Source organism: Fuerstiella sp. (genome assembly GCA_022447225.1).
GTDB lineage: Bacteria > Planctomycetota > Planctomycetia > Planctomycetales > Planctomycetaceae > S139-18.
The window spans coordinates 72,692-91,320 of sequence record JAKVAZ010000016.1; the positions used below are offsets into that span (position 1 = coordinate 72,692).

Sequence of the window (18,629 nt, forward strand, 5' to 3'; positions counted from 1 at the left end):
TATGCCGATTGACGGCGACCTGTTCGAATGTGTCGTCAGAAAGAAACCGAGGAACAGGTTGATCGCTCAGACCGCAGCGGATTCTGTCTGTGTAAAACGCCTGCGGACGAGCTGACGATTGAATCGGTCGAACCGACACAATACAAACACTGAGATGACACAACAGCCCCTCTTTCTGGATTCCGACCGATGTCGCGACCGTCAGCAGCGTATCTGCTCGCAATTTGCTGAATTGGGAATTGATCGGGCTGTCTTCGTGTCTCCTGAGAACGTGCAGTACCTGACGGGGTTTCGATCGCATCAGTTACTGCGTTCGGTCGTGTGTCTCGATTTCGACGGTACGTGTACGCTGGTTGCTCCAAATTCTGAACCTGAAGCAATTGCGGCTGATACGGTTCTGATATATGAGGCGCAGTGGCACGCCACGTTACGGCAGGAGCAGATGGAAGTTGCTGCCCGACTGCTGGTCGATTCTGTTGGGGGCAGCAGTGAGCGACTTGGCCTTGAGTTTTCGGAGCGCAGTCCGCATTTGATTCGCGCATTTGATGTCACAGATGCTTCTCTGAAACAGCTTACTGATATCGATCCTGCGCTTTGGCGACAGCGTCGTCACAAGGACCCGGACGAGCTGGTGATGATTCGCCGGGCTATTGACTGCACGTCAGCCATGTATGACAGAGCGAGGGAAATCATCGTTCCGGGGATCAGCGAACTCCGGGTATTCAGTGAACTCCACGCTGCCGCGGTTGACGTCGCCGGTGAACCACTGCTGGCTCTTGGAAATGACTATCAATGTAACTCCCCCGGAGGTCCTCCGCGTGACCGTCCTGCTCAGGACGGTGAACTCTTTATACTTGACCTCGGGCCCTGTTACCGCGGCTATTATGCTGACAACTGTCGGACGATTGCGGTATCCGGTGAGCCGACTGACTTGCAACACGAAGCATGGCAGGTGATTGTCGATGTGCTGGATATGGTTGAACGTTCTGTGCGGCCAGGGATTTCCTGTCGGGATTTGTTCAATCAGGCCAAAACAATGCTTGATGAGTATCGTCCGGATGCCTTTATCCACCATCTGGGGCATGGCTTCGGTCTGTATCCTCATACGGCTCCCCATCTCAACCCGCACTGGGATGACGTATTCGAAGAAGGAGATACCTTCACTGCAGAACCGGGGCTGTATACAGAGGAACTGCAGGCCGGAATTCGACTGGAGCAAAATTACATCGTCACCAGTGACGGCGTCGAACGACTGACAAACTTCTCCCTGGAGATGTAAAGTCAATCGTCCTTTCCGATCTGGTATTCACCTGGGGCACCGTGTTACGAATTCTGAAGCTCTTCCAGCTCTTCCCAGCGGTCACAGGCGGTTTCCAGTTGTTTGGTGAGCGATTGTAGTGACGCTGTTGCTTCGGCAATCACCGAAGAGTCCTGTCGGTAGAATTCCGGATCTGCCATCTGTTCGTGCAGTTGTGACTGTTGATCTTCCAATGCTGTGATTTGATCCGGAAGATCGTCCAGTTCTCGCTGTTCTTTGTAACTGAGTTTTGTTTTTTTTGGTGAATCGCGAGACGTTTGTTCACTGGGAATCTCTGCTTTTTCTGCCGGTTCAGAAACAGATTCAGGTCGCTGCCGAAGATAATCGTCGTAGCCTCCATCGTATTCCCGCACGACACCATCCGGTTCGAACGCGATGGTGCTGGTCACGACATTGTTAAGAAACGCGCGATCGTGACTGATCAGCAGTACTGTCCCGGCATACTGACTGACAAGTTCTTCCAGTAACTCCAGTGTTTCTGCATCCAGGTCATTAGTGGGTTCGTCAAGCACCATGACATTGGACGGTTGCCTGAACAATTTTGCCAGCATCAGCCGATTTTGTTCTCCACCGGAAAGATACCGCGCGGGACGGCGTGCTCGTTCCGGTGTGAACAAAAAATCCTGCAGGTAACCGTAGATATGTCTGCTCCGGCCGTTGATCAGCAGTGTGTCCTGTCCTTCGCCAACGTTTTCGACGACGGTTTTGGTTTCATCGATTGATTCCCGCAGCTGATCGAAGTAGATGATCTGCAGATTGGTGCCGGTACGGACGGATCCGGAACACGGTGTCAATTCGCCAAGCAGGATTTTAATGAGTGTGGTTTTCCCGGCTCCGTTCGGCCCGATAATCCCCACCCGGTCCCCGCGTGAGACCGATGTCGAGAAACCAGTGACGACGGGATGTCCTTGCCAGGCAAATGTGATCTGCTTCGCTTCCAGAACCAGTTGGCCGGACCGCTCAGCATCGGCCGCTTGCATACGGACTTTGCCGATTCGAATACGGCGCTGACTGTGTTCTTCCCTCATTTTTTTTAATGCACGCACGCGGCCCTCGTTGCGCGTGCGGCGTGCTTTGATTCCTTTCCGGATCCATACTTCTTCTTCGGCCAGTCTGCGGTCGAAGGCTGCATTCTGTTTGGTTTCGGCGTCCAGAAATTCCTGACGACGCAGCAGAAATGTGTTGTAGTCGCAGGTCCAGTCGAACAGTCCTGCTCGGTCAATTTCCATGATTCGAACGGCCAGCCGCTGCAGAAACACACGATCGTGAGTCACAAAGATGATTGCTCCGGAATAACCGCTGAGAAAACGTTCCAGCCAGGCGATCGAGTCGACGTCCAGATGGTTCGTCGGTTCGTCGAGCAGGAGAATATCGGGGTCGGAGACCAGTGTCTGAGCCAGCAACACCCGTCGTTTCATACCGGAACTGAGAGACGCAAACGGTGCTTCTGCCTGTAGGTCGAGACGAGACAACACACGGTCCACCTTCTGCTGGTGTTCCCAGTCAGGCAGATCCTGGACCGATGCGTTGATGTTGAGCCCCTGTCGAACAATACCGGCCACGTCCAGATGACTTTCATCAGGAACTTCCTGAATGAGTCTGCCGATGGTGACCGTCTCGTCCATGACGATACTGCCGTCATCCGGACTGAACTCACCGCAAAGCAGCTTAAGCAGTGTGGACTTGCCGGTCCCATTCCGACCGACAAGACCGATGCGTTCCCCCGATTCCACCGTAAAGTTGATCTGATCGAACAGCAGTGGTCCACCGTGAGTGAACGAAAGATTGCGGACATAAAGAAGGGACATGTGATGTCGCAGCTGAACGCTGATATGTTGTACCGGTCAGGAACGCCCAACTATCGCAGATCATACTGCAGATGTCATGCTGTTTGTACGAATGCCTTCCGGATTCACTGTCGTGCCGTAGTGCCGAACGACATTAGCGCCTGTCGGGGGTTGCGTGATGCCTTTTTGAGGCCTGCCGGTGTTGAGTCCGCCTGGTCGTGCATCATCGTTTTCGGGAACCGGGGATGCACAGGTTTACGTTGCCTCAAGAATTCGGAGTTCTGACGATTCGATGAAATCCTGGACTTTCGGGCGATACGCTTCCATATGGGGAGCAACAAGGTGTGCCTTCAGCGAAGGCAGTGACGTCCATTTTTCGACGATGGTGACACGGTCTTCATCCGTATTCTGATTTCCTAATCCGGCTGGAGTGTCGATGGTCGGTCCATAATCGATGCAGCCGTCTTCCCTGAGAACTTCCGGAACTATGGCCCGGAATTCCTTCAGAAAGTTTTCGCGTTGGCCAGGTTTGCACACAATGGTTACGATCACGATCATCATCGGTAAAATGTCTTTTTTAAAGGGATGGTTGCGGAAGACACTGTGTGTCGCAGCATATCGCCGGTCGTTTGGTAATCCGAGTCTGAAGACTCAAACAAAGAATTTCAGTATGGGTCCAACAGTGCCCGTTGTGCGTTCAGCCCGGACAGACCGTAAGCAGGCACCGGTGGTTCCTGTGTTGTGAGTCCACCGGACCACTGAACCGGATTCCAGGGGTGTGTTGGAGAATCAGCATGAATCGATTAACCGGGACGTCCTTTCCACGATGGTTGGGCCTGGGTTTGATCATCATGTTCTGCATTCATAATGGTGGATGTGGTCGTACTCCGGACCCCGCTCACGGATTTTTCGGTATCATTCTTGTTGATCCTGCTGTGAAACCGTTGGTGATCGAGGGATTTGTTTCCGATAGTCCTGCTGCGAACACCGGGCTTCAGCCCGGTGACATCCTGCTTCGTGTTGATCGTTGCCGTGATCCAACGAATGATCAGTTGCTTTCTGTGTTGGAGCAGTATGTACCCGGCGACAGCGTCGGAATCCGCGTTGCACGAGCCAATGAAGAGTTGGAGTTTCGAGTGGAACTGGTGAGTTCCGTATTCATTGAACGGGCGATGTCTCAATGATCGGCGTTGGGAGAACAGCTTTGAATGGGAACCTTTGTGATGGCGATGTGTTGTTGATTCACGGCCTGCACCCGACCTCTGACATGCATTAGATCGAAGCCGGATCGACAGGGAACAGCTTCAGGTTCCACAGAACGTAGCCTGAACCACTTCGTCCGGCATGGGGGCGGCTTCGTAGTCTGCCCGTTCCGGCTGTTGAGTGAATGGGTGCTGCAGGATTTCGTTGAGTCGATGGAAGGGGGTGAAATTGCCCTGATTTCCCGCCTGAATCGCTTCTTCAATGCGATGGTTGCGCGGAATGAACACCGGGTTTGTTTGCCGCATTAAGTCCGTTGCGCGACTTTGATCCACACTCTGCATCCGGACACGCCAGTCACGCAGCCAGTTCGTAATTGCTGCGGGTTCACTGAACAGAGTGATGACGACTTCATCGTTGTTGTTTTCGAGTGCGTCGGGAAGATGACGAAATACCAGTGTGAAGTCGGCCTCACCATCGGCCATTGCCGTCAGCAGTGTTTGTGCGAGATTCCAGTCAAAATCTCTATCACCGGATTCCAGTCCAATTTTTGAAGTGAAGCGTCGCTGCAGGGAGTTGCTGTGGTGATCAGGAAATGATTCGAGCACTGACTGTGCCGCGGCAATGGCCTGCTGACGATCTTCATCGATAAGAGGCAGCAGAGTTTCTGCAAACCGGCTCAGGTTCCAAAGGCCGATCGGGGCCTGATTTGCATACGCGTAGCGGCCTTGGTGATCGATTGAACTGAATTTCTTTTGCGGGTGATAGCTATCCAGAAATGCACACGGACCGTAGTCGATTGTCTCTCCGGAGACTGACATGTTGTCGGTATTCATGACGCCGTGGATAAATCCAAGCTGCATCCAGTGAGCGATCAGATCTGCCTGGCGTTTGATCACGCTTTCCAGCAGGGCAAGATAAGGACACTCAGCCTGTTTGACGTCAGGATAGTGACGCGCAATCACGTAGTCAGCAAGGATTTTCAGATTGTCGTCGTCCTGCCGGGCGGCGAACCACTGAAACGTACCGATGCGAATGTGTGACTGCGCAATTCGAGTGAAGACACCACCGGGCATCATCCCTTCGCGGACGACCTGATCGCCACTGGCCACTGCGGCCAGTGCTCTCGTCGTTGGTACACCGAGAGCGGCCATGGCTTCGGAAACGATGTATTCTCGCAGGACCGGCCCCAGTGCCGATCGACCGTCGCCTCGGCGCGAGAACGCTGTGGGGCCGGAGCCTTTTAACTGAACGTCGCGGCGGACTCCGTTGTTGTCAATGACTTCACCAAGCAGAATCGCCCGCCCGTCACCGAGTTGAGGTGAGAAGCCGCCGAACTGGTGCCCGGAATATGCCATTGCCAGTGGATCAGCACCATCTGCTTGCAGGTTCCCTGCAAGGATGTCCAGACCTTTGACTGAATCAAGCCGGTCGACATCGATGCCAAGATCGACTGCCAGATTGTGATTCAGCCGGATCATTTCCGGCGCACTGACCGGAGTCGGTTCATTTCGCCGGAAGAATGCGTCCGGCAGACGGGCGTAGGTATTGTCGAAACGGAACGGCATGGATACTGATTATGAGGGCGGAACGACGGATGAAACACGAGATAACAGGGATGCTTCTGTGAGACAACACGGGTAGGGTGGAATGTCACTGATCGTTGCTTGTTTGTACCGGCTCCGGCAATCATAATCTGCCTGCACGGCACCCTTTGAGAATTTTTCCTGCCTGGCATATTAACATTCACCGGACCATCGACGCGAATCCAGAAATGAATTGTAAAAATTATCGTTCGGCACCATTGTGTCTGGCTCTCCTGGTCACTGTTTGCATTGTTGCGAACATGTCGCCACGTTTACTGGCACAGGAATCAAATTCCACACCGTCAGATTCAGTCCGGAAGGAAGACGAACAGAAGGCAACCGTTGAGCGGGTCATCGGTGTCAATGAGGCAACTCCGGTTGATCTCATTAACGTGGCCAAAGGATTTCAGGTTGAGTTACTCTACTCAGTCCCGAAGACTGAACAGGGGTCGTGGGTCAATCTTTGCACCGACGACAAGGGACGAATTCTGGTCAGTAATCAGTTCGGTGGGTTGTATCGTATTACTCCACCTCCGCCAGGACAGCCGGTTGATTTTTCTGCCGTCGAATCAGTTCCGGCCGAGATTCGGGCCGTCAACGGTATGGTCTGGGCATTCGGTGCGCTGTATGTCGCTGTCAATGACTATGAGAAGGAATTTCCATCCGGGCTGTACCGTATTACCGACAGTGACGGCGATGACCATCTGGACAGGGTCGAGTTGCTGCGCGAGCTCTTGCCAGGACTTGACCACGGTGTGCACGCGGTGATGCCGACGCCGGATGGCAAAGCTTTGTTTCTGGTTACCGGGAACAATGTTCGACCACCGGAACTGGCTGAAAGTTCTCCGGTCCGTCGTGTTTGGGGGGAAGATCATCTGCTTCCGAGTATGCCGGATGGACGAGGTCATAATCGAGGGGTGCTGGCACCGGGTGGTATCATCTATCGTGTTTCTCCGGACGGAACGACCTTTGAAGCTTATGCTTCCGGGTTTCGCAACGTTTTCGACGCAGCGATCAATCAGGATGGTGAGTTGTTCACGTTCGATGCGGATATGGAGTACGACTTCAATACGCCCTGGTATCGTCCGACTCGGATCTGTCATGTTGTTAGCGGTGCGGAATTCGGCTGGAGAAACGGCGCGGGGAAACGGCTGCCGTTCTATCCGGACAATCTGCCGAGTGTCCTGGATATCGGACCAGGCTCACCGACGGGAATGACCTTTGGTTACGGTGCTGAATTTCCGGCGAAGTATCAACAGGCATTGTTCGCCCTCGACTGGAGCTGGGGAAAACTTTACGCCGTGCATCTGAAGCCACAAGGTTCGTCGTATACCGCATCACGGGAAGAGTTCCTCACGGGAGCACCGTTACCAATCACCGACGCCATTATTCATCCGCTGGATGGAGCTATGTATTTTACGATTGGCGGCCGACGTGTTCAGTCCGGACTCTACCGAGTGACATACGTTGGTGAAGAATCGACAGATCCGGTCGACATCATTTCAGTGCCCAGTGAAATGAGGGATACACGCCATGCTCTGGAAGTCTATCATGGCAGGCAGGACCCGCACGCGATCGATTTTGCCTGGCCTTACCTTTCTCATAGTGACCGCTTCATTCGATTTGCTGCGCGAACTGCCGTTGAGCATCAACCGGTGGGGACTTGGGTCGAAAAGGCATTCACTGAACCTGATCCGGCGAAACAGGTTGTTGCGCTGCTGGCGCTGGCTCGCGTCACCGGTGTCTGTCCGCAACATCGAACGGATCAGACACCTGAAGTCGACATTGCGATGCGGGACAGGTTGCTGGAAGCGATTGCGGCGATCGATGCGTCCAGCCTAAAACTGACGTATCAGCTGACCCTGCTGCGGACGACGCAGATTGTTCTCAACCGGTTTGGGCAACCGGATGAACGCATGATTCAGTCGTTGATTGACAGTTTCGATCCTTTGTTTCCGGCCGATTCCCCGGAGTTGAACTGGTTTCTGTGCGAGACGCTGGCGTGGCTTCAGGCACCAATGACTGCAGCAAAGGCCATTGCGCTGATTCATGCGGCACCGAACCAGGAAGAGCAGGTGCAGTATGCGCGATCGATCCGAATGCTGAAATCCGGATGGACTCCGGAACTGCACACCGCCTACTTTGAGTGGTTCCTCAAGGCGGCCAATTATCGGGGAGGTGCCAGTTTCGAACAGTTTATTCAGTTCATTCGTGATGACGCAGTCGCTTCACTTACGGATGAAGAAAAAGAGTCGCTGGCAGACATTCTGGCCAGGGAGTCGGTGAAGAAGTCAGTCCTTGAAAACCTGGGAGAAGTCTTTGCCGGACGGTCCGAAACGAAGTGGACACTCGATGAATTATCAGCGGCAGCTCGCACGGATCTCAAACAGCGGGATTATGACAACGGGCGTCGCATGTTCGCAGCGGCCGGGTGTTACGCGTGCCATCGGTTTAATAATCAGGGGGGGAATACCGGTCCCGACCTGACGTCTGCCGGTCGTCGATACTCTCCCCGTGACCTGCTGGATCAGGTCATTAATCCAAGCCGTGTAATCAACGAGCAATTTTCCGCGGTGACAGTCGTGACCGAATCCGGACAAACGCACACGGGTGTCGTTGTCAATCTTTTCGGCGATTCAATCATGATCAACACGGACCTGACTGATCCCTACAAGCAGATCAGTATCGATCGCAAACAGATTGAGGAACTGGTCGTTTCGAAAATATCGCCAATGCCGGTCGGACTCTTCAATCGAATGACTAAAGATGAGATTCTTGATTTGAGCGCCTACCTCATCAGTGGTGGAAATTCTCAGCACGAATTATTTCGTAAATGATGAGCCGAGTGTGGTGCGCAGATCCGCGGGCTGCAGCTGATACGTTTTTTTAATAAGTCCGGCTTCTGGCCGGCATGGAATACAAAGTACCCGCGGATTTTCAAATCCTGTACCTTCACAAACAGGTTCCGTCACGCACCCGCAGGGTGACCGTCGAGTTAACAGCTCGTGATGGGTGTTGTGTCTGATCCTGTCTTGTCCGGTTCGCGACGCGGCAAGACTTCTCCGCTCCGGATGTTGATCGGCTCCCGATATTTCTGTTGATATGCCGCGGCTGTGATTGTGAAATAGCAGATCCGGCATTAAGGCCGTGGTATTCAGTTATCCCGAGGTCGACGTCTACTGAGTGACTCGGGGGAATCAGTTACCCCGAATCTGCAGAACTATTCGGTACACATGAAAGTCAAGAGCCCCGACGACGCCCTGGAAGATCTCCAGGAAACACCAGCCGGAGAAATTCCGCGAGGTGCCGTCTTCCGCCTATTTGGAACAGCCGGACGTGGAGGCGAGTACAATGGCCATATCATATTCAGCTGCGTGATACTGGGACTGACGGCTTTCGGAGTTCTTAGCATTCAGACGCTGTGCTGGGTCCTGGCTTGTCTGATCGCCACATTTCTTCTCGATGATCGATCGCTGCATCGTAAGGTTTCTTTTCGCGCAATTCCCGGACAGTTATTCCTGTATCTTCAGCTTCTGTTGAATGCGATTCAGGTCGCGTTGCCTCAGTACACATATACGTTTGTGATTTATCTGGGAATTTACCCTCTGCGGGAAAAGTTCAATCTGCCGGTCAGCAGTTTTGTCATGTTGTACGGCTTCTATATGGTAATTCGAATCGGATATCTGCTCCTGTTTACCTGGGCGTTAACGATTGGTTCGAATCGGATCAGCCTGCGAGTTTTTCAGGAACGGCGTGCGAATCTTCGAAACAATCGTGTGGCGCTAAGACACGTGTGGTGGACGTATTTTCTTGGCAACACCGGACTGTTCGTTAAGTGCGCTGTGCAGGTGATGACCATTGCCGGATTCGAATCGCTTAGAAAATGGATTGGTTTTGATGTCACCACACATCCGCTGACGGCGTCTCACCAGACCATGATCACCGTAACCGGAATTATACTGGTCATCGTGGGGCTTGGATTGTCTGCCCGTTTATCTTCCAGCGTCTACTACCGGACACATCGTACGTTCCATGTCTGCAAACCGCTGTTCGACAGTGTTCATGCGATTCACCATCGTGGAATTTTGCCGACGCCGTTGGATTCAGGAACGATTTCCCCACTGGAGTACATCATAACGGATATGGCCAGACCGGCAGTGATGCTGATTCCCAACTGGTTGTTTGTTCTGAGTGAGATCGGGCTTGCTTTCGGAGCCCACCTTCCCTCGCATACCACAGGAACTCTGCAGAAGTTTGGTCAGCACCATCTGGCTCATCACAAATATGTCGTCTATAACTTCGGGCTGTTTCCATCGGACGACGAACGGTGGGGGACCCGGTTCGTTCCCGAAGAACCTGACGCGACTGCTGCCGAAGACGCCGGTGTCCGGGAGCAGATGGTCTGCAAGACAGGCCTGGGATGATTTTCTGTAAAACCTTGTTTCGAGTTCTTCGGACTTAGTCCTGACCGGAGACCGAACCGGTTCAGGGACAATGTCAGTGTCCTGTCGTCGTGCCGTTACAGATTTATGGTGCCGGACAGCAGGCGGGCGATGGTGACTTCAGGTGATCAACCGCCGGTTGTTGACTTCAATTCTCAGAAAAACGTTAATCTCAGCCAGTTTCCCGACGGGGACGCCCTGGAACGTATGAAACTGGTCTGGATTTCAGCAGATCGGACCGACAGCGGGGAAGGCCCCTTCCCCGGGGACAGAAGGCACTCCTGGTTGATCACCTGTCACCCAGGGCAGACACAGGATCTGCGAACGCGGCAGCGACAACCATCGGACCTCGCGGGAAAGATCGATATGGTTACCATGGGTCCGCAGTTACTCTGTCGTTCGGACCGTTGCCGTTTGACCTTTCGTGAACGGATACCAAGAATCCGGGGTAACGCATCCGCTACTGTCTGGTCAAACGAAAGTTCAAGATGACCCAACTCGAAATACCTGCATCAGATAAACAGCACACAAATGCCATGAATAATCAACAGCTTTATGAACGTGCCCGCCAACTGATCCCCGGTGGTACACAACTGCTGAGTAAACGACCTGAGATGTTTGCCCCGGATGTGTGGCCGGCGTACTACCGGGAAGCGAAGGGCTGCGAAATTGTGGATCTGGACGGTCGGCGGTTTGTCGACATGTCGACGAACTGCGTGGGAGCCTGTCTGCTGGGTTATGCCAATGAACACGTGAATCAGGCCGTTCAGCAGCGGGTTCAGTCCGGGTCCATGTGCACTCTCAACAGTCCCGATGAAGTGGAACTGGCGGAGCTGTTGGTTGAACTGCATCCGTGGGCCGACATGGTGCGTTACGCCCGTGCCGGTGGTGAAGCGCTGTCCATCGCGGTGCGAATTGCTCGTGCCGCGACTCGCCGTGATCAAATTGCATTTTGTGGCTATCACGGCTGGTCGGACTGGTATCTGGCGGCCAACCTGTCGGGTGAAGTCCTGGGGGAACATCTTCTGGCGGGACTCGATCCGGCAGGAGTGCCGCGGGGCCTGGACGGCACTGTCTTTCCCTTTCAGTACGGTGACCTCGATGCCCTGCGGGAAATTGTCCGCAACAATACTCCGGCGGCGATTGTTATGGAACCGTTGAGACAGCGATATCCCGAACCAGGATTTCTGGAAGGAGTTCGGCAACTGGCAGATGAGTCAGGCACAGTTCTGGTGATTGACGAAGTCAGCAGCGGCTGGAAATTTCATTGTGGTGGCGCTCACATGAAACTTGGCATCGAGCCGGATATGGCTGTGTTTGCGAAGACGATCAGCAATGGATATCCGATGAGCGCTGTGATTGGTCGAAGTCATGTGATGGACGCTGCCCAGACTTCATTTATCTCCAGCACCTACTGGACCGACGGGATCGGACCGGCGGCGGCGATTGCCACGATTCGGCAGATGCAGCAGAATGATGTCCCTGCTCATCTGGAATCGATGGGGGCCCGTGCCATGAAAAAATGGACGGAACTGGGGCAGCAGTACGACGTTCCGGCGCAGGCGGCTTCACTTCCGGCGATGTCCGCCCTGAAATTTGATCATCCTCAGCAACTGATGATGCACACACTGTTTACCAGTCGCATGCTGGATCGCGGCTACCTGGCAGGAAGCGGTTTCTTTCCGACGCTTGCTCACACTGAACAGCATGTGGACGGCTTTATCGACGCCGCAGGCGAAGTCTTCACAGAAATCCGGGACGCGATCGCGAACGATGATCTTGAGTCACGATTGAAGACGCCGGTGAGGCAAACCGGATTTCAGAGGTTGACTTGAATCCAGATTTACCATGCGGTCCAGCCCCCATCGACGGTCAGATTCTGACCGGTGACGTAAGTGGAGGCGTCACTTGACAGAAACACAATCGCCCCTTTGAGTTCCCAGGGGAGGCCCATGCGTTTCATGGGCAGTCGTTCACTCAGACGTTCCACCATTTCGATCGGCGGGCCGTCGGGATTTGGGAACGGTCCGGGACTCAAGCAATTAACTCGAACGTTGTCATCGGCCCAGTAAGCTGCCAGATGCCTTGTCATATGAATTGTGCCGCCCTTGAGTGCGTGATACGCCACGGGACTGGCCGCACAGATATCCCGGTAAGTATCCGGATAAGATGCGACCTGTCCGTACATGGACCCGATATTTGTGACGTTTCCAGGCGCTGATCGACCGACGACATGGTCTCGCAAATGTCGTGCGAGTTCAAAATAACCCGCGTTATTGATCTGATGTTGTGCGAACTCTTCAAACGTCACACTGGTGAGATCACCACCTGACGGAGCGGCAAGCCCGTTATTGACAACGATATCGACGGCCCCAGCTACTGCGATGGCCTCTTGAAAACCATTCCGAATGGATGTGGCATCCGTCTGGTCCAGTGAAACTCCGTGATGCCTGGCTTCGCCCACAATCGGCAGCGTTTCGGCTGCCTCCTGCGCCCGTGCGGCATCACGGCTGGAAATGACGACCGAAGCTCCCACTTCGGCCAGTGCTTGAGAAAATGCGGTGCCGAGGTACCCGGTTCCTCCGGTAATGAGCGCCGTTTTTCCGGACAGGTCAAACAGTTCAGAAACTGTGCGTTGGTTCATCGTTGATACCGAGTTACGGGGTGAGAGGTCTGACAGACTAACGGACGATGGGGATCAGCTGTTCCAACTGCCCGTTTCTGAATGCATGGAAGTGAGTATGAAAGATATTGGTCAGGTCACCGTAGCCTGGAATCAGTTCCAGCTGCTGACCGATTTCCAGATCAGGGCCGTCGGGTGTACGTGCGAGCGCACCGTGTTCAGCTGAAAGCCAGTCAACCGTCAGGTCCGGGCGATCCCGAGCGAACGGACGATGAACAGACAGGTTCATGGTTTTGTGTCCGGCATCGATGATCGCGCGTTCGGGTGTGGGAAGACTGACCACTGTCGTCTGCACGGATAAGGCATACTGCAGTTCTGTAATCCGGCAGGCGTGGCGATAAAAGGCATCCATGAAGATTGCTCCACCGGCCTGAATCTCTGTGATGCCCGGCTGTTTCACTGTAAACGGATACGACCCCGTACCGCCGCATGACACAATCGGACACGGCAACCCACTGTTTTTAAACTGTTTTTTTAACTCCACGACACTGCCCAGGGCGCTTCGGATTGCTGATTCTTTCTCTGCCGGATCTTCAATCGTAAGCAGGTGTCCTTCGTAGGCCATCAGACCTGTCAGTTGCAGTCCCGGGAGTTCATTGACCTGACTTCCCAGTCTGATCGCGGACGGGCCGGCGGCGATACCCACACGGTTGAGACCAATTTCCAGTTCGATCAGCACCCGTACTGAAGCACCAGCCTCACTCATCGCCTGCGATATTGCAGTTGCCTGATCGATGTTGTCCAGGCAAATCATTATGTCGGCCTGTTGCGCCACCTGTACCAGTCGTTTCACCTTGGCGTTTCCGGCAATCATATTTGCGATCAGGATGTCAGAGACTCCCGCGTCTGCCATGACTTCTGCTTCGCGCACGGTAGCGCAGGTGATGCCACCGGCACCGGCGTTCAGCAGCCATTGAGCAATGACCGGTGATTTATGACATTTTGCGTGAGGCCGCCACAGGATGCCGGACTCCCGACACACAGCAACCATCGATCGCACATTGGCTTCGAAGCGATCCAGGTCCAGACACAGATAGGGTGTGCTGATTTCAGTTTTTGAACAGCCGGGCGGTGGAAGATGATCGTTCATAGATATTGATCAGTTTGTTGAGTGGAACACCGGACTCTCAGACTATTACGGCCAGGCAGGTACCCAAACGGTGAGCCCCGTCCGTTCGATATTAGACTGACCTTCGCGGTGACTGTTTCAAGTTGTTCAATTAATAGGTGCAGGTAGTCAGAGTTGCCCGAACAGGATGTTCGGTTGCTCAAACGAGTCCGATGCGGGATCCGCAAAGTGTGACTCGCACTTAACAACCGAGTTTGATTTGTGCATGCGATGACGGCGATTTCCGGTCCGTGAATCGCGTTTGTTCATTCAGATCCTGCCTTCGGCTTTCAGTTCGCCGGATAGTTTTTCGTGGTATTGCGATTTTGCCGCGGTATCGGTTTGCGCTCGCGAGGAATAATAAACAAAACCCAGAGCACGACGCGATCGAGTGGAGTGATTGGCTCCGGTTCGGTGAATGGTCATTGCGTCATGAATCACCAGATCTCCGGCCGACGCACACGCTGGAACTTCATTTGCCCGGTCTTCCTCGGAGCCGTAGTCAACGACACCCTGACTGAAGCCCAGCACCTGTGTCCGGCCATGGTTGCGCATGCCCCGCTGATGCGAGCCGGCGACATAATGCATGCAGCCGTTTTCCTCGTCGACATCATCCAGAGCCACCCAAAGTGTCAGGGCTTCGCATGGATCCAAATGAAAATAGAAACCATCCTGATGAGGTGGTGTGGGGTCGCCGATTTCAGCCAGCTTGTTGAAGTACGATACGTCCTGAGGCACGACGCTGCAGCCAATGAGGTGTTCCGCGATTTGTGGCAGGGGACCGATGGTCAACTGATCATGGAACCAGGGATCGTGTAAACCCATACGAGGCAGTTGGCGAATTTGATGCTGAACAGATTTGTTCTCGTAAAAAACGTCCATCGCCGGCAGATCAGGTACGATATCCGAGATGTATCGATCCAGGTTGTCACGCAGCAACTGTACCTGCTGTTTCTGGCAGAACTGTTTCACCACGACGAATCCTTGAGTGTCGTAGCTCGCACGAATTTTCTTGCGATCATCGGGCCAGTGCATGTGCGGATCCTGATAAGAAACTGACTGCTGGTTGAGCCACGCTTGTACGCGACCGGTCGTTCAGAATCAACTACATGCGTGGTCTGAGTTCTCTCGACATCCACGGTCCGCAGTAAATTCACTGATGGGTACGGCCAGGGACTTCGAGTTGTTGTTATCGCTGAATACGGTCCTTTGCTGAATGATCACCAGGATCGAATTGTCAGTAGTGATGTCCGTCACGGCAGCTGTTGCGGTGGCTTTGGAAATACGGATCAACTGTACGACAGTACGCCTGTTTGAATTTACACAATCACCGAAACGAAAGGACCGCACCGTTCGAATCGGTCTGCGGGGATACGCCCAAATTGTCTGATTGGTCGGGCAACTTGTGTCTGGACGTAGACATCCCGTTCGGTCATTCTGTGGGGATGAAATTCACCTGCAGTTCCTCGTTTACTAAAAGGGAATTGCTTTTATGCCGACTTCGATCTGATCTGTCTGGAGCGAAAACTCATGATGGAAGCCTCCTTGATACGCCGACGAGTTCTTGAGGTATCGATAACCGTTGCACTGCTGCTGATACAACAAATCAGCATCTCAGCGGACGAGGAGAGTATCTCTGTGACAACTCACACATACAAGACTGTTGGTGATCTGGAAATCAAAGCTGACGTACATCGAGCCGACGACGATCGGTTGCGTCCGGTGGTTGTCTGGATTCATGGTGGCGCATTGATCATGGGGCACCGTGAGGGATTCAACACCCGTGTACGGACGGCAATGCTGGAGTCAGGGTATTGTCTTGTGTCAATTGATTACCGACTGGCTCCGGAAACACAACTGCCGGAGATCATTGAGGATATCGAAGACGCATTCACTTGGATTCATAAGCAGGGGCCGAAGTTGTTTCATGCAGATACAAGCCGGATTGCTGTGATGGGTGGTTCGGCCGGGGGATATCTGACACTGATGACCGGTTACAGGGTCAGTCCCCGTCCCACAGTCCTTGTGCCTTTCTGGGGCTACGGTGACCTTATCGGTGACTGGTACAGCGAGCCCAGTCCTCACCAGCGCCATCATCGGTCCAAAATGTCGAAGGAAGAAGCATGGCGGCAGGTCGGTGGTCCGGCGATTGCTGATTCACGTGACCGTAAGGGGGACGGAGGCGGTTTCTATCAATACTGCCGCCAGCATGGCTCATGGCCACACGCCGTTTCCGGATGGGATCCGCACACAGAAGGCGCCAAATTCATTCCCTACATGCCTGTCAAAAACGTCACGGCAGACTATCCGCCCACACTGATGATCCATGGAACCCATGACACTGACGTCCCTTATCAGCAATCCGTGATGATGGCGGACGAGTTCCGGAAGTACGGTATTGACCACAAATTAATATCGATTCAAAACGGTGAACACGGACTGGGCGGCGGTGACCCCCAAAAGATCGAAGAGGCCTACGCTGCTGCATTTGCATTTGTAAACAGTCGCCTGGCAGCACAGTCCAGATAACGGTGGTGTTTTCTTCGCAGAAAAGATTCGTGCGACTCTTGTAGCCGTTGGACGGGATGCTGATGATGCAGTACTCGGTTTCATGATGTGCCATGAATCTGTTTCGAACAGCAGGGGGGTAATGATGCGCAGAGTTTTTTCATTGGTGGTGTTCGGCACGCTGTTGGTCGGTTGCGAAACCGAAACAGGAAGTGAGCCAATCAGCGAACTACAGGTCGAATCCGGCAACACAGAGCCTTCAGATGGTCAGGCCGGGGGATTTGCTCTGTCAGCTGACAACACGCAAGTTCTGTTTACCGGAACGAAGAAGTCCGGCGACAGTCGTGCCGGTGGTTTTAAGTTGCTCACGGGGAACATCGCTTTGTCTGAAGACGGCATCAGTGGAATCAATGTTCTGATCGATACGGAATCATTGTTTTCCGAAGCTGACCGTTTAACCGGACATCTGAAAAGTGAAGACTTTTTTAGTGTGTCGGAGTTTCCGGAATTGAAATTTGAATCGACACGAATTGAAGGTGAAGGTGAAGGTGAAGGTGAAGGTGAAGGTGAAGGTGAAGGTGAATTGACCGTGACAGGGGATCTGACCATGCACGGTGAGACGAACCAAATCTCGTTTGCGGCAACGGTCAGTGTGGCCGACGGTAACGTCTCGCTGAAGAGTGAATTTCAGGTAGATCGCACCAGGTTTGGAATGAATTACACCGGACAACCAGACGACCCCATCAATGCCGATGTCGATATAAAAATCATTGTGGGTGCAAATGTTGGTAACACAGGTGAATCAACGCCGCATGACACATAGAGGATTTTTAACCATGAACTGATACGGCATTGCCAGATTGGTTGTTATTCAGCCATCAGGGTGTGCGTATGACTTCTGCCACTGCACAGTTCCCCTCAAAGGCGACGATAAAATGCGTCGTTCCGTCCTGAACAATGACCCCGGTTGTCGAATGGTGACGGTGCTGTGGTCGGTAGTGCAGATCATTAAAATATCAGAATGTCAGATAACCCCGGTGGCTCCTTGGTCATCTCACTGGAACTTCTGTTGAAAGGAAATCCTGTTGGAGTTCGTCCTCAGTCTGTTGCTGCAGACGGCGCTGGTTCCCGTGGTTGTTTCGGTGGTGGTCGTCACCACCATGAACAGGATTCCGCGACTTGTAACCGCCAGTGCAGCGGTGGCTCCTGGAATCGCCTTCTTTGCAGGCTGGGCGATGCAGGAGTGGACAACGCTTCAGCCGGTTCGTTACATCGACTGGTGTCCGTATGTTGCGCTGGCTCTGGGGAGTATTGTCCTGGCCATCGCCGCGGGACTTCCGCAGAAAATGATGTGGCCCCTGGTCGTGGCAACCTGTATTGCGGCTGCATGGCTGCTCGTGCCAAATTTTCCCCGACTCAAACCACCGCGCCCGCAGGCAATTGGTCTGGTCGCTGTGACGAGTATTCTGTTTGTTGCAGCTACCAGACCGATTGCCGGTCGATTCAGCCCGCGATTTTTGACGGCGTGTCTGATGGCCACGGGAACCGCAGCCTCTGTCGTTCTTGCTCAATCGTTCTCGCTGAAGTTTGCACAGCTCATGGGGATTCTGACAGCAGGTCTGGCCGGGAATCTGTTTTACGTAAAGAGAAGTTCCGACAGTTCATTCGTCTGGATGTCTTTGGTTTTTATGCCGATTCTGATCAATCTGATGTTCATTGGTTACGCCGGTTCTCCCTCCCAGGTCCCGATACTCTGTTATGCCATTCTGCCCTGTGCCCCCATCATGATGTGGACTTCCATCTTCTTTCAGCGTGAAGACACACCATCGCCAAAGGAACTGACTGTGGCACTCGTTGCGGTGGGTGTTGTATTGCTCATCGCGGTCTATCCTGCTGTGATGGCGCACCCTCCGTGGGCGTCAGAGTAGGACCGGCGTGATGGCGTGTCGCTGGTGAATCATCGGTTCCAACGACTGGTCGTTGATGCTTAATCGGTT

At 53.5% G+C, this 18,629-nt stretch carries 14 protein-coding genes; 8 read left to right on the plus strand and 6 right to left on the minus strand.

Going from position 1 to position 18,629, the window contains the following annotated elements; genetic code table 11:
* Positions 1 to 154: 154 nt before the first annotated feature.
* Positions 155 to 1,279, plus strand: coding sequence for a Xaa-Pro peptidase family protein (locus MK110_17425; protein ID MCH2213089.1), 1,125 nt, complete (start codon positions 155 to 157; stop codon positions 1,277 to 1,279).
* A gap of 44 nt (positions 1,280 to 1,323) precedes the next feature.
* Here MK110_17425 and MK110_17430 read toward each other — a convergent pair whose 3' ends face one another.
* Positions 1,324 to 3,126 (minus strand): ATP-binding cassette domain-containing protein, encoded by a 1,803-nt coding sequence (locus tag MK110_17430; protein MCH2213090.1) that lies wholly within the window; start codon positions 3,124 to 3,126, stop codon positions 1,324 to 1,326.
* A 234-nt stretch (positions 3,127 to 3,360) separates the two neighbouring features.
* Complete coding sequence (locus tag MK110_17435; GenBank protein ID MCH2213091.1) at positions 3,361 to 3,657, minus strand: antibiotic biosynthesis monooxygenase; 297 nt, start codon at positions 3,655 to 3,657, stop codon at positions 3,361 to 3,363.
* 242 nt (positions 3,658 to 3,899) lie between these two features.
* Between MK110_17435 and MK110_17440 the strand changes: the two genes are divergently transcribed.
* On the plus strand, positions 3,900 to 4,289 hold the full coding sequence (locus MK110_17440) for a PDZ domain-containing protein (GenBank protein ID MCH2213092.1): 390 nt from the start codon (positions 3,900 to 3,902) through the stop codon (positions 4,287 to 4,289).
* A 120-nt stretch (positions 4,290 to 4,409) separates the two neighbouring features.
* Here the strand turns inward: MK110_17440 and MK110_17445 are convergent, their stop codons facing one another.
* Entirely contained in the window at positions 4,410 to 5,873 is a 1,464-nt protein-coding gene (locus tag MK110_17445; protein MCH2213093.1) for a YdiU family protein, read from the minus strand.
* A gap of 278 nt (positions 5,874 to 6,151) precedes the next feature.
* Here MK110_17445 and MK110_17450 point away from each other — a divergent pair, with 278 nt between their 5' ends.
* The 3 genes from MK110_17450 to MK110_17460 all read left to right on the plus strand — a co-directional run bounded on the left by MK110_17450 (position 6,152) and on the right by MK110_17460 (position 12,168).
* Positions 6,152 to 8,728, plus strand: coding sequence for a c-type cytochrome (locus MK110_17450; GenBank protein ID MCH2213094.1), 2,577 nt, complete (start codon positions 6,152 to 6,154; stop codon positions 8,726 to 8,728).
* Positions 8,729 to 9,124: 396 nt separating this feature from the next.
* Positions 9,125 to 10,315 (plus strand): sterol desaturase family protein, encoded by a 1,191-nt coding sequence (locus MK110_17455; GenBank protein MCH2213095.1) that lies wholly within the window; start codon positions 9,125 to 9,127, stop codon positions 10,313 to 10,315.
* A gap of 506 nt (positions 10,316 to 10,821) precedes the next feature.
* Entirely contained in the window at positions 10,822 to 12,168 is a 1,347-nt protein-coding gene (locus MK110_17460; GenBank protein MCH2213096.1) for an aminotransferase class III-fold pyridoxal phosphate-dependent enzyme, read from the plus strand.
* 8 nt (positions 12,169 to 12,176) lie between these two features.
* On the opposite strand, the gene MK110_17465 is transcribed toward MK110_17460, so the two are convergent.
* From MK110_17465 to MK110_17475, 3 genes are all read right to left on the minus strand, one after another.
* Positions 12,177 to 12,977 carry an SDR family oxidoreductase gene (locus tag MK110_17465; GenBank protein ID MCH2213097.1) on the minus strand — a complete coding sequence of 267 codons (801 nt, stop codon included), beginning with the start codon at positions 12,975 to 12,977 and terminating at the stop codon, positions 12,177 to 12,179.
* 37 nt (positions 12,978 to 13,014) lie between these two features.
* Positions 13,015 to 14,106, minus strand: a complete 1,092-nt coding sequence (locus MK110_17470) for a DSD1 family PLP-dependent enzyme (GenBank protein ID MCH2213098.1) — start codon at positions 14,104 to 14,106, stop codon at positions 13,015 to 13,017.
* Between the two features lie 288 nt (positions 14,107 to 14,394).
* Positions 14,395 to 15,159, minus strand: coding sequence for a phytanoyl-CoA dioxygenase family protein (locus MK110_17475; GenBank protein ID MCH2213099.1), 765 nt, complete (start codon positions 15,157 to 15,159; stop codon positions 14,395 to 14,397).
* Between the two features lie 495 nt (positions 15,160 to 15,654).
* Between MK110_17475 and MK110_17480 the strand changes: the two genes are divergently transcribed.
* From MK110_17480 to MK110_17490, 3 genes are all read left to right on the plus strand, one after another.
* The gene (locus MK110_17480; GenBank protein MCH2213100.1) at positions 15,655 to 16,653 is read left to right on the plus strand and encodes an alpha/beta hydrolase; all 999 of its coding nucleotides are present in this window, start codon (positions 15,655 to 15,657) and stop codon (positions 16,651 to 16,653) included.
* Between the two features lie 121 nt (positions 16,654 to 16,774).
* Positions 16,775 to 17,455 carry a YceI family protein gene (locus MK110_17485; protein ID MCH2213101.1) on the plus strand — a complete coding sequence of 227 codons (681 nt, stop codon included), beginning with the start codon at positions 16,775 to 16,777 and terminating at the stop codon, positions 17,453 to 17,455.
* Between the two features lie 262 nt (positions 17,456 to 17,717).
* On the plus strand, positions 17,718 to 18,560 hold the full coding sequence (locus MK110_17490; GenBank protein MCH2213102.1) for a hypothetical protein: 843 nt from the start codon (positions 17,718 to 17,720) through the stop codon (positions 18,558 to 18,560).
* Positions 18,561 to 18,629: the final 69 nt, after the last annotated feature.

Bases quoted from the DNA above. Each gene is read 5' to 3' on its own strand.
- MK110_17425 (MCH2213089.1), top strand. From the start codon at position 155: ATGACACAACAGCCCCTCTTTCTGGATTCCGACCGATGTCGCGACCGT.
- MK110_17430 (MCH2213090.1), bottom strand. From the start codon at position 3,126: ATGTCCCTTCTTTATGTCCGCAATCTTTCGTTCACTCACGGTGGACCA.
- MK110_17460 (MCH2213096.1), top strand. From the start codon at position 10,822: ATGACCCAACTCGAAATACCTGCATCAGATAAACAGCACACAAATGCC.
- MK110_17450 (MCH2213094.1), top strand. From the start codon at position 6,152: ATGTCGCCACGTTTACTGGCACAGGAATCAAATTCCACACCGTCAGAT.
- MK110_17445 (MCH2213093.1), bottom strand. From the start codon at position 5,873: ATGCCGTTCCGTTTCGACAATACCTACGCCCGTCTGCCGGACGCATTC.
- MK110_17470 (MCH2213098.1), bottom strand. From the start codon at position 14,106: ATGAACGATCATCTTCCACCGCCCGGCTGTTCAAAAACTGAAATCAGC.
- MK110_17455 (MCH2213095.1), top strand. From the start codon at position 9,125: ATGAAAGTCAAGAGCCCCGACGACGCCCTGGAAGATCTCCAGGAAACA.
- MK110_17475 (MCH2213099.1), bottom strand. From the start codon at position 15,159: ATGCACTGGCCCGATGATCGCAAGAAAATTCGTGCGAGCTACGACACT.
- MK110_17480 (MCH2213100.1), top strand. From the start codon at position 15,655: ATGATGGAAGCCTCCTTGATACGCCGACGAGTTCTTGAGGTATCGATA.
- MK110_17485 (MCH2213101.1), top strand. From the start codon at position 16,775: ATGATGCGCAGAGTTTTTTCATTGGTGGTGTTCGGCACGCTGTTGGTC.
- MK110_17465 (MCH2213097.1), bottom strand. From the start codon at position 12,977: ATGAACCAACGCACAGTTTCTGAACTGTTTGACCTGTCCGGAAAAACG.
- MK110_17440 (MCH2213092.1), top strand. From the start codon at position 3,900: ATGAATCGATTAACCGGGACGTCCTTTCCACGATGGTTGGGCCTGGGT.